Annotated in this window: 20 protein-coding genes; 8 read left to right on the forward strand and 12 right to left on the reverse strand. The window is 66.8% G+C overall.

Translation table 11 applies throughout. The features are described from left to right. Positions 1-211: 211 nt before the first annotated feature. Both pedF and AC07VS_RS05060 read left to right on the forward strand, forming a co-directional pair. Positions 212-703, forward strand: a complete 492-nt coding sequence (gene pedF, locus AC07VS_RS05055; protein ID WP_494658946.1) for a cytochrome c-550 PedF — start codon at positions 212-214, stop codon at positions 701-703. Then, positions 700-1539 (forward strand): substrate-binding periplasmic protein, encoded by an 840-nt coding sequence (locus tag AC07VS_RS05060; RefSeq protein WP_494658945.1) that lies wholly within the window; start codon positions 700-702, stop codon positions 1537-1539. The genes pedF and AC07VS_RS05060 overlap by 4 nt, the downstream gene beginning before the upstream one ends. Positions 1540-1639: 100 nt before the next feature. Here AC07VS_RS05060 and AC07VS_RS05065 read toward each other — a convergent pair whose 3' ends face one another. Next, positions 1640-2017, reverse strand: coding sequence for a c-type cytochrome (locus AC07VS_RS05065; protein ID WP_492350586.1), 378 nt, complete (start codon positions 2015-2017; stop codon positions 1640-1642). A 299-nt stretch (positions 2018-2316) separates the two neighbouring features. Here AC07VS_RS05065 and AC07VS_RS05070 point away from each other — a divergent pair, with 299 nt between their 5' ends. After that, entirely contained in the window at positions 2317-3471 is a 1155-nt protein-coding gene (locus AC07VS_RS05070) for a pyridoxal-phosphate-dependent aminotransferase family protein (RefSeq protein ID WP_494750346.1), read from the forward strand. A gap of 421 nt (positions 3472-3892) precedes the next feature. Here AC07VS_RS05070 and AC07VS_RS05075 read toward each other — a convergent pair whose 3' ends face one another. From AC07VS_RS05075 to purU, 6 genes are all read right to left on the reverse strand, one after another. Then, positions 3893-5395, reverse strand: a complete 1503-nt coding sequence (locus AC07VS_RS05075; RefSeq protein WP_494658943.1) for an FAD-linked oxidase C-terminal domain-containing protein — start codon at positions 5393-5395, stop codon at positions 3893-3895. A gap of 224 nt (positions 5396-5619) precedes the next feature. Continuing rightward, the gene (locus tag AC07VS_RS05080) at positions 5620-7581 is read right to left on the reverse strand and encodes a wax ester/triacylglycerol synthase family O-acyltransferase (RefSeq protein WP_494750347.1); all 1962 of its coding nucleotides are present in this window, start codon (positions 7579-7581) and stop codon (positions 5620-5622) included. Positions 7582-7662: 81 nt separating this feature from the next. Beyond that, the gene (locus tag AC07VS_RS05085; protein ID WP_492350582.1) at positions 7663-8547 is read right to left on the reverse strand and encodes an esterase/lipase family protein; all 885 of its coding nucleotides are present in this window, start codon (positions 8545-8547) and stop codon (positions 7663-7665) included. Continuing rightward, a complete protein-coding gene (locus AC07VS_RS05090) occupies positions 8544-10232 on the reverse strand; it encodes a long-chain-fatty-acid--CoA ligase (RefSeq protein WP_492350581.1) in 1689 nt (562 codons plus the stop codon). The genes AC07VS_RS05085 and AC07VS_RS05090 overlap by 4 nt, the downstream gene beginning before the upstream one ends. A gap of 650 nt (positions 10233-10882) precedes the next feature. After that, on the reverse strand, positions 10883-11785 hold the full coding sequence (locus AC07VS_RS05095; RefSeq protein WP_492350580.1) for a LysR substrate-binding domain-containing protein: 903 nt from the start codon (positions 11783-11785) through the stop codon (positions 10883-10885). Between the two features lie 38 nt (positions 11786-11823). Further along, positions 11824-12672: a formyltetrahydrofolate deformylase gene (purU, locus tag AC07VS_RS05100; RefSeq protein ID WP_494658940.1), complete on the reverse strand. Its 849-nt coding sequence runs from the start codon at positions 12670-12672 to the stop codon at positions 11824-11826. Positions 12673-12911: 239 nt separating this feature from the next. Between purU and AC07VS_RS05105 the strand changes: the two genes are divergently transcribed. Next, positions 12912-13472, forward strand: coding sequence for a redoxin family protein (locus AC07VS_RS05105; RefSeq protein ID WP_494750348.1), 561 nt, complete (start codon positions 12912-12914; stop codon positions 13470-13472). A gap of 38 nt (positions 13473-13510) precedes the next feature. Here AC07VS_RS05105 and AC07VS_RS05110 read toward each other — a convergent pair whose 3' ends face one another. Next, entirely contained in the window at positions 13511-14698 is a 1188-nt protein-coding gene (locus AC07VS_RS05110) for an NAD(P)-binding domain-containing protein (protein WP_494658938.1), read from the reverse strand. A 136-nt stretch (positions 14699-14834) separates the two neighbouring features. On the opposite strand from AC07VS_RS05110, the gene AC07VS_RS05115 reads away from it, so the two are divergent. After that, complete coding sequence (locus AC07VS_RS05115; RefSeq protein WP_494750349.1) at positions 14835-16115, forward strand: ATP-grasp domain-containing protein; 1281 nt, start codon at positions 14835-14837, stop codon at positions 16113-16115. 17 nt (positions 16116-16132) lie between these two features. On the opposite strand, the gene AC07VS_RS05120 is transcribed toward AC07VS_RS05115, so the two are convergent. Then, the gene (locus AC07VS_RS05120) at positions 16133-16927 is read right to left on the reverse strand and encodes a ChaN family lipoprotein (protein WP_494750350.1); all 795 of its coding nucleotides are present in this window, start codon (positions 16925-16927) and stop codon (positions 16133-16135) included. Between the two features lie 150 nt (positions 16928-17077). Between AC07VS_RS05120 and AC07VS_RS05125 the strand changes: the two genes are divergently transcribed. Next, the gene (locus AC07VS_RS05125) at positions 17078-18160 is read left to right on the forward strand and encodes an AbrB family transcriptional regulator (protein WP_492350574.1); all 1083 of its coding nucleotides are present in this window, start codon (positions 17078-17080) and stop codon (positions 18158-18160) included. 19 nt (positions 18161-18179) lie between these two features. On the opposite strand, the gene AC07VS_RS05130 is transcribed toward AC07VS_RS05125, so the two are convergent. Next, positions 18180-18464 (reverse strand): BTH_I0359 family protein, encoded by a 285-nt coding sequence (locus AC07VS_RS05130; protein ID WP_492350573.1) that lies wholly within the window; start codon positions 18462-18464, stop codon positions 18180-18182. Positions 18465-18572: 108 nt separating this feature from the next. Further along, positions 18573-19727, reverse strand: a complete 1155-nt coding sequence (locus AC07VS_RS05135) for a DUF3108 domain-containing protein (protein WP_494658936.1) — start codon at positions 19725-19727, stop codon at positions 18573-18575. A 120-nt stretch (positions 19728-19847) separates the two neighbouring features. Here AC07VS_RS05135 and AC07VS_RS05140 point away from each other — a divergent pair, with 120 nt between their 5' ends. Both AC07VS_RS05140 and AC07VS_RS05145 read left to right on the forward strand, forming a co-directional pair. Further along, complete coding sequence (locus tag AC07VS_RS05140) at positions 19848-20861, forward strand: fumarylacetoacetate hydrolase family protein (RefSeq protein ID WP_494658935.1); 1014 nt, start codon at positions 19848-19850, stop codon at positions 20859-20861. Between the two features lie 1028 nt (positions 20862-21889). After that, on the forward strand, positions 21890-22957 hold the full coding sequence (locus AC07VS_RS05145) for an alpha/beta hydrolase family protein (RefSeq protein ID WP_494750351.1): 1068 nt from the start codon (positions 21890-21892) through the stop codon (positions 22955-22957). A gap of 8 nt (positions 22958-22965) precedes the next feature. Here the strand turns inward: AC07VS_RS05145 and AC07VS_RS05150 are convergent, their stop codons facing one another. Continuing rightward, positions 22966-23574: a MarC family protein gene (locus AC07VS_RS05150; RefSeq protein WP_492350486.1), complete on the reverse strand. Its 609-nt coding sequence runs from the start codon at positions 23572-23574 to the stop codon at positions 22966-22968. Between the last annotated feature and the right edge of the window lie 6 nt (positions 23575-23580).

The raw sequence follows: 23580 nt of genomic DNA on the forward strand, positions 1-23580 counted from the left end.
GCTGTCATTTCTCGTATTTCGACTCGCTCAACAGGCTTGACTAGCAAATCCCGGTCCAGCGTCACAGATTGGAGCAGCGGCCTGCCACGCTATAGCGCAACGCGGCACATGTCATGCGGAGTTGCCCCAGGAGCACGCCCGAGGGTACGGGGCTTGGCATGCGCTTTGCTGACAAGTGCTCACTGCTTTTCAACAAAAACCCGGAGACACCATGAAACCGACTTCCTTTTTCTGCCGTCCTCTGCTGTGGGCCGGCGCCCTGTTGCTGGCCCTGAGCGGCGTGGCGCATGCGCACGGCGATGTCACGCCCCAGGCCGTGGACACCGGCAACCTGCCCAAGCTGGGCGAGGAATGGCGGGTGGACAACCCCTACAGCAAGAACCCGGAGGCGATCCGCATCGGCTCGTCGGGTTTCAACCAGAACTGCGCCCGCTGCCATGGCCTGGAAGCGATCTCGGGTGGCATCGCGCCCGACCTGCGTCACCTGGACGACGACTGTGCCTCCCTGCGCGACGCCAAGAAGCAACAGGCCTGCCTGCGCGACGTGAACGACTGGTTCGTCGGCCACTTCCGCCATGGCGTGACCCGCAACGGCGCGGTCTACATGCCCGGCTTTGAGGGCATCCTGTCGCAGGAAGCGGCCTGGGCCATCAAGACCTATCTGGAATCGCTGCGCGTCAAACCCCTGGCGGACGCCCAATGATTGCCCGCCGCAGCCTGCTGAAGGCATCTATGGCCCTGGCGGCCGCCCCGCTGGCCGGGCCGGCCCTGGCGCAGGAGGAATCCGCCTGGGCGCGCATCCAGGCGCGCGGGGTGCTGTCGGTGGCGATCTACAACGACAACCCGCCCTTCAACGTCAAAGGCAAGGGGATTGATGTGGAGCTGGCCCGCCTGCTGGCCGCCCAACTGGGACTCAAGCTGAACTTGCTGCCTTTCGACGCCGACGAGAAGATGGGCGACGACTTGCGCAACATGGTCTGGAAGGGGCATTACCTGGGCTATGGCCCGGCCGATGTGCTGCTGCATGTGCCGGTGGACAAGCCCTTGATGGACGCCGAGCGCCAGGTGCTGATCTTCGGGCCCTACTACCGCGAACGGGTGGTGATGGCGCGCCGGCTGGACCGGCTGCCCGACCTGGAAAGCCTGGCCGGCCTCAAGGGCCACAAGGTGGCCGTGGCCGGGCAATCGCTGGCCGGTTGGCTGCTGATCGGTGCCGATCAGGGGGCCTACCGCGACCTGCTGACCACCCATTTGCCGGACGGGGTGGCGGCCGCTCGCCAGCTGCTGGAGGGCGAAGTGGATGCGGCAGCCGGCCAGGCCTCTGAGCTGTATTCGGTGCTGGGGGATGACAAGCGTTTCTTCATTGAAGCGCTGCCGATGCCGCGGGCGCCCCGCGATGGCTGGGCGGTGGGCATGGCCGTCAAGAAGCAGTCGGTGGAGCTGGCCCAGGCCCTGCAGGCCGCGCTCAATGCGGTGGCTGCCGACGGGCGGCTGGCCAAGGCCTTTGCCGCGGCCCAGGTGCCCTGGCAGGCGCCCTGACGCCGGTTGTCACCCGCTTCGGTCTGGAGCGTTCCAAAAAGTGACAGTCCCGCGCCGCCCCGGGTTTGCCCTGGGGCGGCGTTGTGTTTTCGGCGCGCTCTCAGGGCAGGTTCAGGATCCAGCCCACCAGCTTGCTCGCATCGGCCTGGCTGATGGCCACGGCGTTGGGCGGCATGGCCAGGCCGCTGGCCTGACCCTTCCAGTGGCTGTTGTAGGGGTTGGAGCCCTGCATCACGGTTCGCACCAGGGCGTCCGCGGCGTTCGCCTGGCCCTTGTACTTGTGGGCCACATCCTGCCAGTTGGGGCCGATGGGCTTGCTGCCGTCCGCACTCTTGGCGCCAGACTCGATGTGGTGGCAGGTCATGCAGCCGCTGCCCAGGGCCAGGGCCTTCATCTGGGCGTCCAGGGGAGCGTCGGCCTGTGCGGCCTGGGCGCCCAGCAGCAGTGCGCTGAGCATCACGGTGGTTTTGAAAGACATGGTCCATCTCCTTGTCGTTGAACGGTACGGAACCCCCTGGTGGACAGCGGGCTGTGTCACACACCGTGTCACTTCGCCAGGGTTGAGCGCACTGGGCGCAAATTCCATGCCTTCAATGGGGTTTTCTGAGGGGCTTGCGCCGGTGTTTGCGCTGGGTCAAATGCGCGCCGGGTGCGGCCTGTGGCGCGGGCCCCGGACAGGGCAGCGGCCCTTCGGGGGCCGTGCTAAAGTGGGCCGGTTCCGGGGGCCACAGGCACGGATGGCGTGCCTCAACTCCCGGCGTCTGACGGAGACACAACATGCCCGGACTCTTGCCTCACGTGGACCCTGACGGTCTGCTCGAATTCTCGGTGGTCTACACCGATCGCGCGCTCAACCACATGTCGGCGCGTTTTCGCCGCGTCATGCTCGACATCGGCGACATGCTCAAGGAAGTCTATGGTGCCCACAGCGCCGTGCTGGTGCCCGGTAGCGGCACCTTCGGCATGGAGTCGGTGGCGCGCCAGTTTGCCGGTGGCAAAAAGGTGCTGATCCTGCGCAACGGCTGGTTCAGCTTTCGCTGGTCGCAGATCCTGGAGATGGGGGCGATCACGCCAGACGTCACCGTGCTCAAGGCGCGTCGCACAGGTGCCGGGGCGCAGGCCCCCTGGGCCCCCGCCCCCATCGACGAGGTGCTGGCCACGATCCGTGCCGAAAAGCCCGCCGTGGTGTTTGCCCCGCACGTTGAAACCGCCTCGGGCATGATCCTGCCCGACGACTACCTGCGCAGTGTGGCCGAGGCCGTGCACGAGGCAGGCGGCCTGTTCGTGCTCGACTGCATCGCCTCGGGGGCGGTGTGGGTCAATATGCGCGACACCGGCGTCGATGTGCTGATCTCGGCGCCGCAAAAGGGCTGGAGCAGCTCACCGGCCTGCGCCATGGTGATGATGTCCGAACGTGCGCGCCAGGCCATCGACGGCACCACCAGCAGCAGCTTTGCCTGCGATCTCAAGAAGTGGCTGCAGATCACCGAGAGCTATGAAAACGGTAGCCACGCCTACCACACCACCATGCCTACCGATGCCCTGGTGCGCCTGCGCGACACCATGAAGGAAACCCAGGCCCTGGGCTTTGCCCGCATGCGCGAAGCGCAATGGGCGCTGGGCCGGGCCGTGCGCACCCTGTTCGAGTCGCGTGGCATCCCGAGCGTGGCCGCGCCTGGCTTTCAGGCCCCCGGGGTGGTGGTGAGCTACACCGATGACGCCGACATCCAGTCGAGCAAGAAGTTCGCCGGCGTGGGCCTGCAGACCGCCGCCGGTGTGCCGCTGCAATGCGACGAAGGCACTGACTTCCGCACCTTCCGCATCGGCCTGTTCGGCCTGGAAAAATGGCAGAATGTGGATCGCACCGTCGGCCAACTGGCCGCCGCCCTCGACCAGGTGGGCTACCCCGCCCGCGAACCCGTCGCCGCCTGAACCTCGCCGCAGCTTTGCCGCTCATGACGACCGCGGAGCTGGCTTTGCCAGGCCGCTGGTGTCGTCTCCTGTGAACACATGGGCGTCGAATTTGGAGAGCAACCCAAAAGCAGGGCATCAAGCGCTGCGCCTGAACCAGAAGGGCTTTCCCGTTCAAAAGGCTGCGGAGCAAGCCCCGCCAGCAGACACCGCGGAGCTGGCTTTGCCAGGCCGCTGGTGTCGTCTCCTGTGAACACATGGGCGTCGAATTTGGAGAGCAACCCAGAAGCAGGGCATCAAGCGCTGCGCCTGAACCAGAAGGGCTTTCCCGTTCAAAAGGCTGCGGAGCAAGCCCCGCCAGCAGACACCGCGGAGCTGGCTTTGCCAGGCCGCTGGTGTCGTCCCCCTCGGGGGGATGGCGCCGAAGGCGACTCAGGGGGGGTCAAAATCTAGGCAGATCCGGGTGCTTGATCTTCCCGCCGCGCACCAGCTCCTTGCCGTATTCAGCGCAGCGGTGCTTGCTCGGGATCACCTTGCCCGGGTTGAGCAGGCCACGCGGATCGAAGGCGCGCTTCACACCCAGCATCTGCTCGCGTTCTTCGGCGCTGAACTGCACGCACATGCTGTTGAGCTTTTCCACACCCACGCCGTGCTCGCCCGTCACCGTGCCGCCCATGGCCACGCTGGTCTCCAGGATGTCGGCGCCAAACAGTTCGCAGCGGTGCAGCTGGTCGGGGTCGTTGGCATCGAACAGGATCAGCGGGTGCAGGTTGCCGTCACCCGCATGGAACACGTTGGCACAGCGCAGCTGGTATTTCTTCTCCATCTCGCTGATGGCCAGCAGGATGTCGGCCAGGCGCTTGCGCGGGATGGTCGAGTCCATGCACATGTAGTCGGGGCTGATGCGACCGCTGGCCGGGAAGGCGTTTTTGCGACCGCTCCAGAAGCGCAGGCGCTCGCCCTCGTCGCGGCTCACCGCAATCGCGGTGGCGCCGCAGCGGCGCAGCACCTCGCTCATGCGGCCGATTTCTTCTTCGACCTCTTCGGGTGTGCCATCGCTCTCGCACAGCAGAATGGCTTCGGCATTCAGGTCGTAGCCTGCGTGCACAAAATCTTCCACCGCGGCGGTCATGGGTTTGTCCATCATTTCCAGGCCTGCCGGAATGATGCCGGCGGCAATCACCTCGGCCACCGCATCGCCAGCTTTGCGCATGTCGTCAAAGCTGGCCATGATGCAGCGCGCCAGTTGGGGCTTGGGCACCAGTTTCACCGTGACCTCGGTGGTGACGGCCAACATGCCTTCGCTGCCGATCACGATGGACAGAAGGTCCAGGCCTGGGCAATCGAGCGCGTCACTGCCGAACTCGACCGCTTCGCCGGCCATGGTGTAGCCGCGCACCTTGAGCACGTTGTGAACGGTCAACCCGTACTTCAGGCAGTGCACACCGCCCGAGTTCTCGGCCACGTTGCCGCCGATGGTGCAGGCAATCTGGCTGCTGGGGTCGGGTGCGTAGTACAGGCCAAAGGGGGCCGCCGCTTCGCTGATGGCCAGGTTGCGCACCCCTCCCTGGACCACGGCCGTTCGGCTGGCCGGGTCGATGCGCACGATCTGGTTGAACTTGGCCAGCGACATCGTGACCCCCATCTTGTGCGGCATGGCGCCCCCCGACAGGCCGGTGCCGGCCCCACGGGCCACCACGGGTACTTGAAGCTCGTGGCAGGCTTGCAGCACGGCCTGCACTTCGTCCTCGGTCTCGGGCAGGGCCACCACCAGCGGGCGCTCGCGGTAGGCCGTCAGGCCGTCGCACTCATAGGGCACCGTGTCTTCGTTGTGCCACAGCAGGGCGTGGGCGGGCAGCACGGCCTGCAGGGCGGCCACCACCTGGGCCTGGCGCTCGGCGCGGTGGCGATGGTCGGTGGTCGGCGCGGACAAGGTGGCGTTCATGGCGTGAATCCGGACGGTTTCTGGTGAGCGTGCAGGCACACCAACGCACGCTGGCGGCCAGAGCCGGTAATTTAAGCCCAAACCGCCGCCGCCAACCATGAAGTTTCTTTCAGCGATGCGTGAAGAAAATGCCCCCGGCCAGCGGGCTGGCAGGGGGCCGGGTAGGGCACGGAGGGCGCGGCAGGGCGCCCGCAGGCTCAGTTCAGAGGGCGCCTCACGGTGCCTTACGCAGCGCTGGTCGCAGCGCTTGCCGTCACCGGGGCGGGTGAGGTGCTGCTGTTGTTGCTGCTGCTGTTGCCGTCCGCGCCGCCTGGGTTGACCCCGGTGTCTTTTGCGGTGCCCACCGTCGGTGCGGCTTTGGCCGTGGCCACGCGGCTGCGGGGGCTGGCCGGGCGTTTGACCGCGGCCGTGACGGGCGTCACCGCCGCGGCCGCGGCGCCTGGGCTGCGGCGCTTGGCCGCCGGGCTGGTCGTGGTTGCGGTCGCAGTCGCGGTTGCGGTTGTGCGCCGGCGTGTTGCCGTGGCGGCAGGGCCGGATTCAGCTGCCGGTTTGCTGGCGGTCGAGGCCCTGCTGCGCCGTGGGGCAGGCACAGGCGAGGCACTGGGTGCGGCCCCGTTTGCAGCCCCGTTTGCAAGCCCGTTTGCAGCACTCTGCAGCGTGTCGGCGGGCGCCGCCGTTGCGGTCTGGCGGCTTTCGGCCGCGTTGCCCGCGGGTTTGTCTGTGGTTTTGGCCGGCGCCGCTGTGACCGCGGGTTTGCCGCCGTTGGCTTCGGCCTGCTTGGCCAGCGCCAGCAACTGCTGGTGCTCTTCCAACACAAAGTCGGCCAGTTCGTGGATCTGGGGCACCGCCTGACGGCAGGCGATCAGGCCGTAGTCGACCCGACCGTTGTAGCTTTGCACGGTCACGTTCAGGGCCATGCCATGGGTGGGGATCGACAAGGGGTAGTAGCAGACCACGCGGGCACCCGCACAGTAGAGGCTGTCCTGGATACCGGCCACGTTGGAAATCAGCACATTGGCCAGAGGCGGCAACTGGTTGATGAGCTTGGAGCGCGCCAGCATGGTGTTGAGGCCCGAGATCAACCAGGGGGCGGCGAAGATCGGGTAGTCGGTGGGGATGGCCGCCTTGATCTGGCCCATCACCCCCTTGTTGGCCTGGGCCGCGTCGTGGATGGCGTGGAAGCGCTGGGCGCGGTCACCCTCCTGGGTGCACAAGGGCACCACCATCATGCTCACTTGGTTGTTGGATTTGCTGTCGCCCGGTGTGCGCAGGCTGACCGGAACGGCCGCGGTGAGGGACTTTTCGGGCAGGCAGCCCAGTTCGGTCAGGTAACGGCGCAGCGCGCCCGAGGTGGTGGCCATCACCACGTCGTTGACCGAGCCACCGAGGTGCTTGGCCACGTATTTCACTTCTGCCAGCGGCACGGTGCGCGCTGCAAAAGAACGTTGGTTGGTGATCGTGACGTTGAAAGGGGTACGGGGTGCCAGCAACTGCAGGTTTTTCGGCAGGCGCCAACTGCGCTTGCCGTCCTCGCCCGGGGCGGGTAGCAGCACGGTCTTGGCTGCACGGGCCATGGTGGGCGTCATGCGCAGCAGTTTCAGGTACTGGCGACCGGTGTTCTTGAGGGCGGCGGCGGCCAGTTCGGCCACGCCCAGGTCGCGCTGGCGTGCCGGCGGGCGTGGCAGCGGTGCAGGCACCACCCGGCCGTGCGCCACGCGGTCGAACAAGGCGTTGCCCAGGGCCACGCCTGATTGCCCGTCGATGCCGCAGTGATGCACCTTGAGGTACAGCGCCACCTGGCCACTCTTGAGTCCGGTGATCACGGCCACTTCCCACAGGGGGCGGCTGCGGTCCAGCAGCGAGGAGTGCAGACGGGCGACCAGGGCTTGCAACTGGGCGTTGCTGCCCGGAGAGGGCAGGGTGATGGGGCGCACGTGGTAGTCCCAGTCGATGTCGTCGTCGCGTACCCACACCGGGTCGGACAGGTCGAAGGGCATCAGGGCCAGCCGGCGTGTCAGCAGGTCGGCGAGGTGCTGACGCTCTTGCAGGTGATGGCGCACGTCTTCGCAGTAATCGCCCTGGTAGCCTTCGGGCAGGTCGAGCACATGCAGTGATGCGACATGCATCGGGGTTTCGGGACTTTCAACATGAAGAAAGGTGGCGTCTAGGCCGCTCAGATGGTCCATGGGGGTCTCCGGGATGATGGTTTGGATGGGGGGACGGGGGCTTGCTTCGTTCGGGGCGCCGGTGAACGGATCCGGTGGGTTTCAGCGCGCGGCCCGCTGGCGCGGAAACAGCCAGCTTTCGGGCGGGGGTGGGGTGAATTTCTGCCAGTTGTCTTCGGTCTGTGCCAGGCGGTCGCCCACCGCGTACCAGACCAGGGGGTGGAAGCCCAGGCCCAGGTGACTGGCGCTGTTGATTTCGATGTTGTCAGTCGTTTCGCTGTCGTGCTCGACCGAGGCGGCCCAGGCGACCACGCTGTCGCCGCGCGAGTAGATCGAGGTGGTGGGCACGGGGGGGGCGCAGTCACCCCGGAAGGCCTTGATGTGTTCCGGGCGGGTTTCGTTGAACTGCTTGTAGATCTGCCACACCAGGGGGTTTGAGTCGGCCCCCGGCGTGCCGTACAACGGGCTGCCCAGGCTCATCACCTGGCGCGTCATCTCTGGCTCTTGGCGGGCCAGCTCGCGGGCAAACAAGCCGCCCAGGCTCCAGCCGATCAGGCTGACCTTGCCCCCACTGTCGTCGCGCATCTGCTGCAGGCGCTCACGCAGGCCTTCTTGCACGCCGGGGCGCGGGCCCAGGTTGCGACCCTGGCCCCAGCCACGGGGTTGGTAGCCCAGGCGTTTCAGAAATTGCCGCAGGGGGCGGGTCGAGGTGTCGGAGGCCATCAGGCCCGGCATCACCAGCACGGCGTGGCCATCACCGCGCGGTACCCGTTGCAACAGCCAGGGCAGGGCCAGCGGGATGGTGCTGGCCTCGATGAAGGCACGCCCCTCGATCATGGCCAGCCAGGCTGGCGGTGGGCCATCAACGGGTTGGGGGGACCATGGCGACAGCAAGGCTTGCCAGGAAAAGATGTTCGGCAAAGGAAATCCTGAGAAGTGACGTGGAAAGTGGGTGGCTGGGCCGTGGCGCATGGCTTGGGGGCTCATGGGCGGCGTGCCAGTTCATCGCGCAGCATCTGCTTGGAGAGCTTGCCCACGGCAGTCTTGGGCAGCTCGGTGCGCAGCTCGAGGGCCTGCACCATCTCGTGCTTGCCCAGGTGGTCGCGCAGATGGGCCTGCAGTTCTTCGAGCGTCAACTGATCGCCGGCCTGGCGCAGGCTGACAAAGGCTTTGGGTGACTGGCCTCGGTAGGGATCGTCTTGCCCGATCACCATCACCTCACGCACCAGCGGGTGGGTGTAGATGGCTTCTTCGATCACTCGGGGGTAGACGTTGAAGCCGCTGCACAGAAGCATGTCCTTGCTGCGGTCGACCAGGGTCAGAAAGCCGTCAGCGTCCAGGTGGCCCACGTCGCCGGTGCGGAAGAAGCCATCCGCCGTGAAGCTGGCGCGGGTGGCTTCGGGGTTCTTCCAGTAACCCTGCATCACTTGAGGGCCGGCGATCACGATCTCGCCGATTTCGCCTGTGGGCACGGGCTCGTCGTGGCCCCCCAGCCGCAGGATCCGGATCTCGACTTGCGGTGCGGGAATGCCGCAGGCGCCGGGCTTGCGCAGCCCCGTGGTGGGCGTGAAGGTGCCGATCGAGCTGGTTTCGGTCATGCCCCAGCCCTCGGACAGCATGCAGTGGCTCAGGGCTTCGAACTGGTGCAGCAGCTCGACCGGCAAGGGGGCTCCGCCTGAGCCACAGGTCTTGAGTGAATGCAGGTCGTAGCGCGATGCGTCGGGGTGGTTGACCAGGGCTGTGAACATGGTGGGCACGCCCGGAAAGCAGCTGATGCGTTTGGTGGCGATGTCGTGCAGGATCTGGCCGGGGTCGAACTTCAGCACCAGCACCAGTTCGGCCGCCAGTTTCACGCCCACCAGCAGGTCGATCACCATGGAGTACACATGGAACAAGGGGAGGGCCACCAGAATCCGCTCCTGGCCCGGTTTGAGCTGGGCGCCGCCCAGCGAGGTGACCTCGGCGGCCTGATCGGTGGCCGCGCTCAGGTTGGCGTGGCTCAGCATGGCGCCCTTGGGGTGGCCTGTGGTGCCGCCGGTGTATTGCAGCACCGCGATCTCGTCGAGCCCACCAGCCCCTGCCGAGCGCACCGGCCGGGCGCCTTGGCGGAACAATGCCGCGTAGCGCAAAAACTGGGGCCCCTCGGTGGGGACAAAGGGGGCATCGTGTCGCAGGTGGGCATTGGCGGCCGCTTCGTCGGCGCCAAAGTCATCCAGCGAGCCCACGATCAGATGGCGCAGGCGAGTCTGGCCCGGCAGCTCGTGCACCTGCCCGTACAAGGCCGGCAGATCGAGCGTGAACAGCATGTCGGTTTCGCTGTCCTCGATCTTGTGGGCAATGGTGTTGCGCGCATCCAGCGGCGAGTAGTTGACCACCGTGCCGCCGGCGCGCAGTACGGCAAAGAAGCTCACCACATAGTGCGGTGTGTTGGGCAGGTACAGCCCCACATGCACGCCCGGGCCCACGCCCAGATACTGCAGACCGGCCGCCAGTTCATCGACCCGGCGATCCAGCTCCTGGTAGCTCATGCGCCGGCCCAGAAAGTCGACCGCGGTCTGGTCAGGCCAGCGACGGGTTGCGTCGCTCAGCAACTGGTCGATGCGCCGTGGCAACAAGGTCATGTCCCAGCGAGCCCCTTCGGGGTAGGACGCGATCCAGGGGAATGCTTTCATGGGGGTACCTCATGGAGAAAATCGATGAACGGCGTCGGCCCTGCAGAGCCCTGTTCAGGCCACGCCAGCCCCTCAATTTCCCCGAGCCCCCCGGCCCTTCGTGTCGCGTACAGAACTGTTGAAAGTAATAAAAAATCAGATATGAAATAAATGAGAAATAATTGTTCCGGTAGTGCTTGGAAACGTTTCAAAGAGTGTTTTTCTTGGGGTGACTTGCTTGTGGTCGTCAACGCAGACACCAACCGCCCCTCGGCAGGACCATGACCGCTGGTCAGGCGTGCCCACCCTGGCCGTGCCCGAGCCGGTCAGCCCCTGTGTCAGGGCCTGAACCCTCCGCCCCACGGCGCTTTTGCGACCGGTCATGCCTGGGGGCACCCAGGTCACAGCCTGCCTTCTGCGGAATCAGGTCGCTCAAGAAGTGAAGAGCTGGGCCCGCACCGGGTGGAACAGGCCGAAGAGCACCCGCGTCTCGCGGCCGCACGCGGGCGTGACATGAAGTGAGGGGCCGTCAGGCCCCCTCGGGGTCGCAAGCGACACAAGGTGTGCGACGGTGGACGGCGCAAACCTTCTTTTGGATACGGCAGGCTTCAAACGAAGAGGTCAGGCCGGCGCCGGGCCGCCCCAAGGCGGCCTGCGGCCCCCTTGGGGGCCTACAGGAGCGCCTTGCGCAACCACTCCGCGAAGGCCGCGCATTCCCAGCGGTCCATCGAGCCGGTGCGCCAGCACAGGTAGTGCGCGTGCGGGCTGGTCACATTGCGGTCGTACAGCCGCACCAGGGTGCCGGCCTCCAGCCAGGGGCGGCCCAGCTTGAGCCGCACCAGGGCCACGCCCATGCCGGCCGAGGCGGCGTCGCACATCAGGCCCACGTCGTTGAACTGAGAGCCTTCGGCCGGCTCGGGCCAATCCAGGTTGTGGGCCGCGAACCAGGTACGCCAGGGTTCCAGCGGGCTGCGCAACAGGGGCACGCCTTCCAGATCCTCAGGCCGGTCGAAGGGGCCATGTTCGCGCACAAAGGTCGGCGAAGCCAAGGGCGTCACGTCATCGCCCGCCAGCTTGACGTGCTCCAGATCGGCATAGCGCCCCGGGCCGAAGCGCACGATCAGGTCGGCGTCTTCCGCGATCACGTCCAGCAGAGGGATCGACACGTGCAGGGCCAGATCGATTTCGGGGTAGGCCTCGGTGAACTGCTTCAGGCGCGGGATCAGGATGGAGCGCGCAAACGTGGGCGTCACGGCCAGCTTGAGCTTGCGCTTGCCGCTCACCCCGGGGGCGCCCGGGAACTTCTGCAGCGCGTCCAGCCCTTCGCGCACATGGGCCAGGTACTCGCTGCCTTCGGTGGTCAGCGAGAAGTCGGCCCGACCGAACAACTTGGTGCCGATGATCTGTTCGAGTTGGCGTACCCGATGGCTCACCGCGCTCGGGGTCACGCACAGCTCTTCGGCGGCCTGGGTCACGCTGCGCAGGCGCGCCAGGGCCTCGAAGGTGAGCAGGCACTGGATGGGCGGAATCCGCTGGGCCTTGCCGTTGGCCGCACTCTGGCGTTCGTCTTCCATGCTGCTCCTTGAGCGGATGCCGTGGCTCGTGGGCGCGCTTACTTGAAGATCACGGTCTTGTGACCGTTCAGCAAGACGCGGTGTTCACTGTGCCATTTCACGGCGCGGGCCAGCACCTGGCTTTCGGTGTCGCGGCCCAGGGCGGTCAGGTCTTCCACGGTGCGGCTGTGGTCCACACGCGCCACGTCCTGCTCGATGATCGGGCCTTCGTCGAGGTCGGCCGTCACATAGTGGGCGGTGGCGCCGATCAGTTTCACGCCACGGTCATGGGCCTGGTAGTACGGCTTGGCACCCTTGAAGCTGGGCAGGAAGCTGTGGTGGATGTTGATCGCCCGGCCCGCCAGCTTGCGGCACAGGTCGTCGCTCAGGATCTGCATGTAGCGTGCCAGCACCACCAGCTCGGCGCCTTCGGCTTCGATGATCTCGAATTGGCGGGCTTCGGCCTGGGCCTTGGTGGCGGCGGTCACCGGGATGTGGTGGAAGGGCACGTTGTAGCTGGCCGCCAACTGGTAGAACTCACGGTGGTTGCTGATGATGGCGCGGATGTCCAGCGGCAGCAGGCCCGACTTCCAGCGGAACAGCAGGTCGTTCAGGCAATGGCCCTCCTTGCTCACCAGCAGCACGGTGCGCACCGGCTCGGAGGTGGCGTGCAGGCTCCATTTCATGGCAAACCCGTCGGCAAACGGGGTCAGTTGGCCCTTGAGCTCGTCGTAGCCCAGCTGTTCGCAGGCAAATTGAACGCGCATGAAGAACAGGCCGGTGGCCGGGTCGTTGTACTGCGCCGCTTCCTCGATGTTGCCACCCCGTTCGAGCAGGAAACCGGACACGGCGTGAACAATCCCCGTTCGGTCGGGGCAGGACAGGGTGAGAATGTAGGCTTTGGTCATAACCCCCGGATTGTCGCAGCACTCGACCGGGCGTGACGATGAGCGGGTATGTGTGGCTTTGGACGCCCACGTGACCGATCGGCCTGGGAGGGCTCATGGCGTCAGGGGATGACCACTGCTTTGATCTGATCCGAAAATACAAAATACCTGCCAGCGCGCTGCAGGCTCTGAAGCTGGCCGGCCCCGGGTGACCGGGCTGGGCCAGGCCGACGAGAGGGCGCCGCAAAGGAGAACATGTGATGAGCAACGACTCTGAAACTTCATCGACAGCGCATCGTGTGCGCTGGGGCATTGGGCTGCTGGTGCTGTTGCTTCTGGTGGCTGGCGGCTACCTGTTGCGCAAATCCTGGCAGGCCCAGGAGGCGTCCGCTCAGGCCCCGGCCTGGCCCGAACTGGCCTTGCCGCAACTGGCCGATGCGGCCCGCATGGGCCCGGCCCAGTGGCGTGGGCAGGCGCGCGTGGTGCACCTGTGGGCATCGTGGTGCCTGTCTTGCCGCGAAGAGGCGCCCAATATGCTGGCGCTGGCGGCCACCCTGAGGGCCGACGGCCGTGCTGAACAACTGATCGGCCTGAATGGCGGCGACAAGAGCCAGGACGCCGTCAACTACCTGGCTTACTTCGGCAATCCCTACTGGACCACCCTGGTGGACACCGATGGCGAGTTGCAGCGCCGCCTGGGCAGTGGCAAACCCCCGCAGACCTGGGTGCTGAACCCGCAGGGGCGCATCGTGTACCAGTTCTCGGGGCCCCTCCCCCTCGACGTGATCCGCCACGAGATCCTGCCCCGCCTCCAGGACTGAGGGGGGGCACCGAGGCAGGGCTCGGTCCCTGGCAGGGCTCAGGCCAGCGCCCGAGCCAGTCGGCGGGCAGCAAAGTCAGCGCCGTACGCAAACCGCAGCAAGGGGCCGAAGCTGTTGGCGGCGATTGCCCCGGCAAAGTACAGGCCGGGTACCGACGACTGGAAGTTGCGGTCCAGCACGGGTGTCCGGGCCACCGTGCGGATGCGCTCGCGCAGCGACGGGGCCAGAAAATCCAGCTGATCCAGGTCGCTGCGGTAGCCGGTGGCCGCGATCACATGATCCACCCGCAAGCGGGGCTGGCTGCCATCGCCAGCCAGAAACTCCAGCACCACCTGGCCTTGTTCCAGGGCGGCTGAGCGCAACTGCCAGCCCGCGTGCACCGGCAGCTTGCCCAGCACCTGGTCTCGCATGAACCAGCCCGGGGCCGGCCCCAGATGGCGCTCGACCGCGCGCAATCGAAGTGACTCCGGCAGGGCGTGAAACACCTGTGGGAATTGCGTGCACATGAACGATTTCCAACCGGGGCCCAGGCCGGAGTCTGGCTGGCGCAGGCGTTGCGCCAGCGAGCGCGGACCCGCCGGCGGGTTGTGAAAGCGAACCGGGTGGCGTGACACCAGTTCAGCCTGAGCCCCGTGGATCTGCAACAGCCCGGCCGTGTCACCCGCCGAGGCGCCGCCGCCCAGCACCGCCACATGGCGGCCCGCGAAAAGGCTCAAGTCGGTGTGGTTCGAACTGTGGCTCAGGTGGCTGGCCGGCAAGTTGCGCAGGGCCTCGGGGATGTAGGCAAAAGGTTTGATGCCGGTGGCCACCACCACGCGGCGGGCTTGCACGGTGCTTCCGTCGGGGAGCGTCAGCGAAAAATGGTCGCCATTCTTCGTGACCGACTGCACCAGGGTCGGGTCGACATCGGGCACCAGCTTGCGCTGGAACGCTTCGGCATAGTCGCAAAACGTCTCCAGCGTGACGGGAAGGCCCATGTCGGCATAGGGCACGCCCTGGGCTTGGCACCAAGCCTGCAGGGTGTAGCCCTGGCCCGGGGCCGACAGGCTGGAGGCAAAACCGTCCGACTTCAGGCACATGCCCTGGGGCATGTGATCCCGCCAGAACGACATGGTCCGACCGAAAACCTTCATTCGCCTTGAGGTAGGGCGCAGGTGGGCGGCCAGAGAAAGACCGTAGGGGCCGGCACCCAGTATGGCGATGTCGATATCGGTGGCTGAACTCAAGCGAACTCCCTCAGGCTGTTGGTGTCTCGGCCCAGTCAAGGCCGGTGGTCATCTTTATAATTTTATTAACACATTCTTACATCAACGCGCATGCATCGCCGGCTTCGGCGGTCTTCGCCCAGGGAGCCCCGTCACCTTGAAAAAACCTGCCCTCCTGCTGGTCACCGGCAAATGGTGGCCCGCAGCGGCCCGTCTGGCCCTGGCCCTGGTTCAACAGGGTTGCCGGGTTGACGTGCTTTGCCCAACCGGCCATCCCGTGCTGCAGGTGCCCGGCCTGGGGCGCTGCTGGCATTTTGCGATGCGAGACTCCCTGGGCAGCCTGCGCGCCGTGCTGGGGCCCGGGCACGGCTACCGGATGATCCTGCCCTGCGACGATGAGGTGGTGGCACAGTTGATCACCCTGCATGAGCAGGTGCCGGTCCTGCGTCACCTGATCGAGCAGTCCATCGGGCCGGCCCCTGCGCACGCCACGCTGCTGCAGCGGCATCAATTGCTGGTGACGGCCCAATCGCTGGGGTTGGATGTGCCGGAGCACCGCCACCTGGACTCCCCCCAGGACCTGCTGTTCTGGTTCCGCGAAGGCCATGGCCGCAGCGTGCTGAAGCGGGATCTGAGCTTTGGTGGCGCCGGCGTGCGGGTCGTGAATGACCTGGCCGAGGCAGAGGAGGCCTGCCGGGCATTCTCCCGCTCACTGCGCTGGCGCTCGCTGTGGCGCCGGATGCTGGTCGAGCGTGACCCCCTGGCCTGGTGGAGTCGGCGCCTGCCAGGGCGTGGCCAGGTGCTGGTGCAACGCTACATCGAGGGGCGGCCTGCCAACACCTTGATGCTGTGTGAGCAGGGGCGGGTGCTGGCCCTGGTGTCCCTGGCGGCGGTGGAGACCCACGGTGCCACGGGCCATGCCACGGTGGTGCGCCGCATCCGCCATCCGGGCATGGAGGCGGCCGCGCGGCGGCTGTGTGCCCACCTGCAACTGACGGGCCTGCATGGTCTGGATTTCATGCTTGAGAAGGACAGCGATCGCGCCTGGCTGATCGAGCTCAATCCGCGTTGCACCCAGTCGGCGCATCTGGCCTGGGAGGACCAACCCAGCCTGGCTGCGGCGCTGGCGGCTCGCCTGCGTGGTCACTCGCCCCTGGCCGTGCGGCAGGCGCTGACCAACGACCTGGTGTCCTTGTTCCCGCAGGTGCCCCTGGGTCAGGCGCTGGGCGAGCACGATGTGCCCAACGGCCAGCCTGCCCTGGTCCAGGCCCTGGCCGATCCGCCCTGGCCGCGGCGTTTGTGGACTTACCGGCTGCAGACCCGGCTGCGCCCGCCCAGAGCCGTGAGCCGCGTGCGTTATGAAGATCCACCTGGGCTCGGGCCGGTGCCGCCGGCCAACGGCGCATCGCCGAGCGATCAGTCGCCGCCCCCGGCCTGACGACCCCGGCCGGGGATTCAGTTCAGCTGCATGCGTCGGCGCAGCTCGCTGCAGTGATCGCGCTCGGGCTGGCGCGGGCTGACCCACAGCAGATCGGTTTCTGCCGCTCCGCTCGGGCTGCGCAAGGCATCAGCCACCGGGCTGCCCTCGACCGCCGCCACCAGCACGCGGGTGTTCAACTCGTCAGGCAGGTGCGCCGGAATGCCCACCGGGCGCAGCACATGGCCGGCGCCTGCCAGCAGCAGCACCGTGCGACCGGGCGGGCGTGGTGCCTTCAGCACGGCCTGGGCCATGGCCAGATCGCGCGCTATCTGGATGCGGGTCATGGGGGCCACCTGGGCTTCGTCCAGCAGGCCACAGTGGCTGTCCCGGATGGCGGCGCGCTGGCGCTCCAGCGCCGGCTGCAGCAGGCGCAGGTCCAGGCTCATGTCTTTCATCGCGGGTCGCTGTCGCTCCCGGGGCAGGTTGGCCCCCAGCACCGGCACCCCGGCTTCCACGGCGGCCATGATGGCCGGTGCATAGTCGGCCCAGGGCCAGCCGGCATCGTTCCATTGCAGCGCTTGCTTGACCTGGGCCTCCTTGGCTTGGCGGGGCAGGCCCCGGGTGTCGTGGCCCTGGTCAACCATCTCAAGCAGCAGGGCAGACAAGCGGTTTTGGACCGCGAGGATTTCCACCACCTGACGTTCCCATTGGTGGTGGGCGGCGGCATCGTGCTGCTCGCCCAGCAGCAGCACATCCGCGGGCAACAGGCTGGAGAGTTGGCGCGCGGGCAAGTCGGACGAGTGGCTGGCGCAGCCCAGCAAGGCGGCCATGGCAAAGCAGCAAGCCAGCCATGCCCGGATGCGAGGGCGTTCAAGACAAGGGAAAACACGCATGCGCGCATACTATCCCGACTCTGGCGAGGCACGGGCATGGCCTTGGGGCCTTGCCGGGTTTGGCCCCTGTTCTGCCTGTCTGCCTGAATGCCCACCCGCCTATCCGACGCGCTGCGCGCCGCGCTGACCCTGCTGCTGGCCTGGCTCATCGCCCAAGCCTTTGTGGCCGTGCACATCCCTCTGCCCTGGATGCTGGGGCCGCTCTTGTCGGTGGCTGCCGCCAGCATGGTGGGCCTGCCTGCGCTGAGCCTGGCCCCCTTGCGCAACCTCGGGCAGTGGACGATTGCCGCGGCGCTGGGCCTGTATTTCACGCCCGAGGTCACCTCGCTGGTGCTGGGGCTGTGGTGGGCCATTGCGCTCGGCATTGCCTGGGCCTTGTGCCTGGGCTGGGCCTTTGGGCAATGGCTTTGCCTGCGCAACCGGGCCTTGCTCAGCGGGCTGGACGAGCCCGCGTTGCGGGCCACCACCTTTTTTGCCGGCGCCATCGGTGGCGCCTCCGAGATGACCTTGCTCGCGGAGCGAGCCCAGGCCCGCACCGAACTGGTGGCGGCCAGCCACTCGCTGCGGCTGGTCATCGTCACGGTGTTGATCCCCTTTGCCTTCACCTTCAGTGGCCTGCATGGGCTGGATCAGGTGTCCAGCGCGGCGCGGGTGGTCAATCCGGCAGGGCTGGCCGGGCTGGCGGCGGCCACCGGGGTGGGCGCACTGATCATGCATCGGCTGGGGCGCGCCAATCCGTGGTTTCTGGGTTCGCTGGTGGTGTCTGCGGCCATCGCCATGTCAGGTCACACGCTGTCGGCGGTGCCGCAGTGGATGTCGAACGCGGCGCAGATGGTGATCGGGGTGAGCCTGGGAGTGCGTTTCACGCCGGGATTCATCCACACGGCACCGCGCTGGATGGCGTCGGTGGTGCTGGGCACCTTGGCCATGGTGTTCTTGTGTGCCGGCTTTGCCTGTGTGCTGGGCTGGGCCACCGGCCTGCACCCAGCCACCATGGTGCTGGGCACCTCACCCGGCGGCATTGCCGAGATGTCGATCACGGCCAAGGTGCTGCAACTGGGCGTGCCGGTGGTCACCGCCTTTCAGGTGTGCCGCCTGGTGGCCGTGTTGCTGCTGGTCGAGCCGCTATACCGGGCCCTGTGCCGGCGCTGGGTACCCGGCAGGGCATGAGCCGCCTCAGGCCAGGGCCTCAGTGCACCAGCACCGGGTTCTGGGCCAGGCCGGAGTAGCGTTCGAGCGTGTTTTCCACTTCTTCTTCGGTGGGGGCGTTGAGCTGCCAGCCCAGGATGATCTGCTGGAACATCTCGGCCCACGAGCCGTCGAGGTACACCTCTTTGCCCGAGCGTTTGTCCACGATCTCGAAGCCATGGCGGGCCAGTTGCGGCCCGGACGGCGGCTGGGTCGTGGGTGTCAGGTCCAAGTCGGGCACCAGGTGCACCACCACAAAGGAGTCGGAGTCATAGAGCATTTGCATGAGATGGATTCCTTCTGAGTCTCATGGTAGATGGCAATGACCGTGCCAGTTTCAAGATCTGCGTAAATCCGTGGGCGCTGCGGGTTTTCAGCAACACCCGGGCCGGCTTCAGGGCTTGAGCACACCGGTCAGCTGCTGATCCACGAAATCGCCCTGCGACTGCGTGATGCGGATGCGCGCCGGCAGGTAGTGGATGCCTGGGGCCAGCCACAGCTCGACGCGGGTGTCGAACTCGGTGCGGGGGGCGCGTGTGATCTTGAGGGTGGGCAGTGGGCCTTGGGCCAGGGCCAGCTCTTCGGGGCCGTCCACCACGAACACCCAGGTTTCGGCATCGCGTGGACCCACCGTGGGCACGGTGATGCGGGTACCAGGGCCGAACTGGGTGGGGTCGGCAGCCACCAGCGAGGCCAGCTGCATGAACACACTCAGGCGGTCCTGCATGCCGGGCAGCAACACCGCGTCGGGGGTGTTGGCGCTGAAGGTGACCTTGCCCTGTTCGGCATCAAAGTGCGCCGCCTGCTCGTTGCGTACCTTGTCGCCGAAACGGGTTGGCGCCAGACCGGCTGAGGTGATGCGGCCCCGACTGGTCTGGCTGCGCCCTCCGATCAGGAACATCTTGACCGAGGCCTGCGCCTCGTACTGGCTTCCGTCGTGGGTCCAGCTCATTTCACCGTTGGCCTGGTAGTTCAGGTGCTTGACCTCGGCCTTGACCGCATAGCTCAGGCGGATCGGTGGGGGCACCTTCACGCTCAGGGTGCGTTGCTCGGCGGTGGCCGGGCTGACCTCGGGGGCCTTGGCCACAGGGGGGGATTCCGGCCCGGTCACCAGCGGCGGCAGGGGGGGGGCCGCGGCGACGGGGCCGGGCTCCTGGGCCGGGGCCGGGACATCACTGAGGGATTCGGGCGAGGTGGCCGCCGGGTCTGGCCGGGTGTCGCTGGTCACGGGGCTGGTGGACTGGGGCGCGGGGATGCTGCGGGGCGGGTGCCGAACCACCCGGGGCGGGCGTGCCGTCGCGCCCGGGGGGGCCACCGGGGCCGACACCTCCACCCGCCGCGTGCTGAACACGGGCAAGGGCAGGGCGGCCACCCGGGTGCCTGGCCCGTCGCCCGCCGGCAGCAGGCTGCGACCCTGCCAAAGCAGCGCGGCGTGCAAGGCCAGCACCAGCACTGTGAGGCCGATCAGGGCCCGGCGTGAGGGGCCACTGCGTTCGGGCCGGTGCCGCGCAGGGGCTGGACTGCTGGCATGTTGCTGTTCCGTGCGCACTAGAATCCGCTGCTTTCCTTGGCTTGAACCGATTGAACCACGCGTCCTGGGCCGGCGCCGTGGGTGCTTGCAAAAGGCCCTCAGCCCCCTTCAACCCCCAACGCCGGAGCCCCACTCAACATGAAACTCGCCACCTACAAAGACGGATCGCGTGATGGCCAACTGGTCGTCGTGTCGCGAGATTTGGGCACCGCGCATTATGCGACCGGCATTGCCACGCGATTGCAGCAGGTGCTGGACGACTGGAACTTCCTGGCCCCGCAGTTGCAGGACCTTTACGAGCAGCTCAACCAGGGCAAGACCCGCCACGCCTTTCCCTTTGACCCGGCCCAGTGCATGGCCCCCCTGCCGCGGGCCTACCAGTGGGCTGATGGGTCGGCCTACCTCAACCATGTCGAGTTGGTGCGCAAGGCACGCAATGCCGAGGTGCCTGCCACCTTCTACACCGATCCGCTGATGTACCAGGGTGGTAGCGATGACTTCATCGGTCCCTGCGACGATGTGGTGGTGCCCAGCGAAGACTTCGGCATTGATTTTGAAGCCGAGATCGCTGTGGTGACCGGTGATGTGCCCATGGGCACGCCACCCGACCGAGCCCTGGATGGCATCCGCCTGGTGATGTTGGCCAACGACGTGTCGCTGCGCAACCTGATCCCGGCCGAACTGGCCAAGGGCTTCGGCTTCTTCCAGAGCAAGCCCGCCACCGCGTTCAGCCCGGTCGCGGTCACCCTCGACGAACTGGGTGACGCCTGGGAACAGGGCCGCGTCCACCTGACCCTGGAATCGACCTGGAACGGCCGCAAGGTGGGCCAGTGTGAGGCTGGCCCCGAGATGACCTTCCACTTCGGCCAGTTGATCGCCCACATCTGCAAGACCCGCAACGTGCGTGCGGGCACCATCGTGGGCAGCGGCACGGTGAGCAACCAGGGCGTGACCGACGCCAAGGGCCACACCGAGTGGCCCAAGGGCTACAGCTGCATTGCCGAGAAGCGCTGCATCGAGACGATCCAGAACGGGCAGCCCAGCACGGGGTTCATGAAGTATGGGGACTCCATTCGCATCGAGATGAAAGGGCGAAATGGGCAGAGCCTGTTTGGGGCGATTGATCAGAAGGTGGTGGAGGCGGAGGGCTGACCTGGCGGTCTGCTTGGATGGGCTGTTGTTGGAATAGGGGGGCTTGTGCGCTGCCCGTGCGTTGGGGGCTTTGTGTTGCCGCTGCGCTCTGGTGGTTCTGCTCTTTTGTTGAGGGCGGAGGCCGGGGATTCGTCCCGGCGGCCGAGGCACTTTTCTTTGTCTCGCCAAAGCAAAGTACCCCAAAGAAAGGCGACCCGAAGTCAGGGCCACTTCGTGGTTCCCTGCGCTGCTCGCGCCAGGGGGGTCCCCGCTAAACTCGCTGCGCTCAAACAGACGCGGGGCCTGATCCCCCTGTCGCTGCGCTGCTCGGCCCTGCCCCACGGGGCAAGCGGGATCGGGTGCGGGCGAGCTTGCAAACGTCACGCCGAATTCATTGGTTTCTGTGCATCCAGCGGCGCTGGTGAGTCGGTGTTGGTTGTGTCGGACAGAGCGTTTGTGCGTCCCCGCGCTGCGAAGCAGCCGCGCCCTCCGATTGAAGCAAACAGGCGCCGCTGCGCAGCAGCAGCCGTTGGTTCCCGCCCCCACTTCCCGTTGGGCACGGCGAGCAGCGCAGACTTGGGCGGAAAAAGGGCTCGCGTCTGTTTGAGCGCTAGCGAGTTTAGCGAGACCCCGCCCAAGTTGAGCAGCGCAGCGGACCCTGCGCAGCAGGGCGTGCACGTCGGGTCGCCTTTGGTATTCGCGTAACTTCGCTTCGCGAAGTGAGCGAATCCCCGCTTCGCGACCTTTGCTTACTTTCTTTGGCGAGACAAAGAAAGTGAGGCGCCCGCCGGGGCGCAATCCCGGCCTCCGACCGCAAACAAAGCAAGCGCCTACAGAGCGAAGCGACGCCCAAGATTCACATCTAACCAACGCCACGCCGCTGCGCAGCAGCAGCACATTGAAAGCGCACCTCACCCCCACCTCAAGACATTCCACGCCAACCTCATGCATCCCGTCGCAGCTTGCTGGCAGCAAAAGCCTCAGTACATGAAAGTCTGCTCCAAGGCGCTCGCACAAGGCAAGTGCCTCAACCACATCAGGAGGTCAAAATGACTTGTTTCGCCGCCAGCACCACCGTCAACAAACTGCACTCAGGTCAACGCGCCTCACAGGCTCGAGGGCTGTTGCGCCGCCTGCTCGGGGCCTCCGCATTGCTCGCGCTGAGCCTGTCGGCCCAGGCCTTCCAGGCGGGCCTGCGCCAGATCACCGTGCCCGGGGCAGAGCCGATCCCGGTCGCGCTGTTCTATCCGACACAGGCCGCGGCAAAGCCCATCCCCATGGGACTGTGGGCCCCTGAAGTGGCCCCAGGCGCGCCTGCCGAGGCCCGGTTCAAGGGCTTGATCCTGTTGTCGCATGGCACGGGTGGCAGCGAACTGGGGCACCACAACCTGGCCACCCGCCTGGCCGCGCAAGGCTATCTGGTAGCCGCGCCCCGCCACCCCCATGACGACTGGCAGGATCGGAGCCTGGTCAACTCAGGCCACTATTTCGGCGAACGTGCCCACCAGGCCAGCCGTGTGATCGACGCGGTGCTGGCCGATCCTCAATGGGGCCCCCGGGTACCGGAGGGACGCATCGGGGCGCTGGGACATTCAGCGGGCGGCTACACCGTCATGGCCTTGGCTGCCGACCAGGTCCAGCCTGCGCTGGCGGGACAGCATTGCCGCCAGGTCAGCGACGACCCCATGTTCTGCCACCTGGGCAAAGGGGCCCTGGCGACGGCCCCGGGTGCCACGCCTACCGCAGCAGTGCCGGAGCAGACCACGCGGGTCGGAGACCCGCGGGTCCGGGCCGTGCTGGCCATGGCGCCTGTCGGCGTGGTGTTTGACGCAGCGGCCCTGCAGCAGGTTCGGGTGCCGGTCCGGATCTACACCGCGCAGTTCGACCAGGTGCTCAACAGCCGTTACCACGGTGACTGGCTGGCCCGTCAGGTGCCGCGGGCCGAGGCCGTGTCGGTGCCTGGGGCGGGACACTTTGCCTTCATGGCCAAGCCATCGCGCTCCATCCCATCGGACGCGGGCGACCCGGCCTCCGACCCCACAGGCTTTGACCGTGAGGCCTTCCAGACGGGGCTGGCAGACGACGTGGTGGCCTTCTTCGACCGAAGCCTGGATTGACGCGGCGCTCACCCGCGCAGCAGCTGCGGCACCAACACCTTCAAGCCCCGCAGCAGCATCTCCACCGACACCGCCACCAGGATCAGCCCCATCAGGCGCTCAAAAGCCAGCACCACCCGCTCCCCCACCAGCCGCTGGATGCGGTCCGCCAGCACCAGCACCACGGCGCACACCGCCATGGTGACGCTCAGGGCTCCGACCCATTCCAGGCGCCGCTCGGGGGCCTGGGACACCAGCAACAGCACGGTGGCCAGGGCCGAGGGGCCGGCCAGGGCGGGGATGGCCAGGGGCACGATCAGGGGTTCGCCCTCGGGCAGCGGGCTGCCCGACTCGCGGGCACTGGGGAAGATCATGCGCAGTGCGATCAGGAACAGCACCACGGCCCCGGCCAATTGAAGGGCCAGGTCGCTCAGGTTCATCTGGCGCAGAAAGCCCTCGCCCATGAACATGAAGCTCAGCAACAGGCCAAAGGCAATCGCCACCTCCCGCACGATGACCCAGGGCCGACGCCCCGGCGGCACGTTGCGCAAGGCGCTGGCAAAGATCGGGATGTTGCCCAGCGGATCGGTGATGAGCAGCAGCAGGATGGTGGCTGAGGTGAAGGTGTAGCTGGTCACGGTGTC

The sequence above is a fragment of the Curvibacter sp. GW821-FHT01G03 genome (genome assembly GCF_059422285.1).

Coding starts and splice junctions, on each gene's coding strand:
- pedF (WP_494658946.1), top strand. CDS start 212: ATGAAACCGACTTCCTTTTTCTGCCGTCCTCTGCTGTGGGCCGGCGCC.
- AC07VS_RS05060 (WP_494658945.1), top strand. CDS start 700: ATGATTGCCCGCCGCAGCCTGCTGAAGGCATCTATGGCCCTGGCGGCC.
- AC07VS_RS05065 (WP_492350586.1), bottom strand. CDS start 2,017: ATGTCTTTCAAAACCACCGTGATGCTCAGCGCACTGCTGCTGGGCGCC.
- AC07VS_RS05070 (WP_494750346.1), top strand. CDS start 2,317: ATGCCCGGACTCTTGCCTCACGTGGACCCTGACGGTCTGCTCGAATTC.
- AC07VS_RS05075 (WP_494658943.1), bottom strand. CDS start 5,395: ATGAACGCCACCTTGTCCGCGCCGACCACCGACCATCGCCACCGCGCC.
- AC07VS_RS05080 (WP_494750347.1), bottom strand. CDS start 7,581: ATGGACCATCTGAGCGGCCTAGACGCCACCTTTCTTCATGTTGAAAGT.
- AC07VS_RS05085 (WP_492350582.1), bottom strand. CDS start 8,547: ATGAGCCCCCAAGCCATGCGCCACGGCCCAGCCACCCACTTTCCACGT.
- AC07VS_RS05090 (WP_492350581.1), bottom strand. CDS start 10,232: ATGAAAGCATTCCCCTGGATCGCGTCCTACCCCGAAGGGGCTCGCTGG.
- AC07VS_RS05095 (WP_492350580.1), bottom strand. CDS start 11,785: ATGGAAGACGAACGCCAGAGTGCGGCCAACGGCAAGGCCCAGCGGATT.
- purU (WP_494658940.1), bottom strand. CDS start 12,672: ATGACCAAAGCCTACATTCTCACCCTGTCCTGCCCCGACCGAACGGGG.
- AC07VS_RS05105 (WP_494750348.1), top strand. CDS start 12,912: ATGAGCAACGACTCTGAAACTTCATCGACAGCGCATCGTGTGCGCTGG.
- AC07VS_RS05120 (WP_494750350.1), bottom strand. CDS start 16,927: ATGGCCGCCTTGCTGGGCTGCGCCAGCCACTCGTCCGACTTGCCCGCG.
- AC07VS_RS05125 (WP_492350574.1), top strand. CDS start 17,078: ATGCCCACCCGCCTATCCGACGCGCTGCGCGCCGCGCTGACCCTGCTG.
- AC07VS_RS05130 (WP_492350573.1), bottom strand. CDS start 18,464: ATGCAAATGCTCTATGACTCCGACTCCTTTGTGGTGGTGCACCTGGTG.
- AC07VS_RS05140 (WP_494658935.1), top strand. CDS start 19,848: ATGAAACTCGCCACCTACAAAGACGGATCGCGTGATGGCCAACTGGTC.
- AC07VS_RS05145 (WP_494750351.1), top strand. CDS start 21,890: ATGACTTGTTTCGCCGCCAGCACCACCGTCAACAAACTGCACTCAGGT.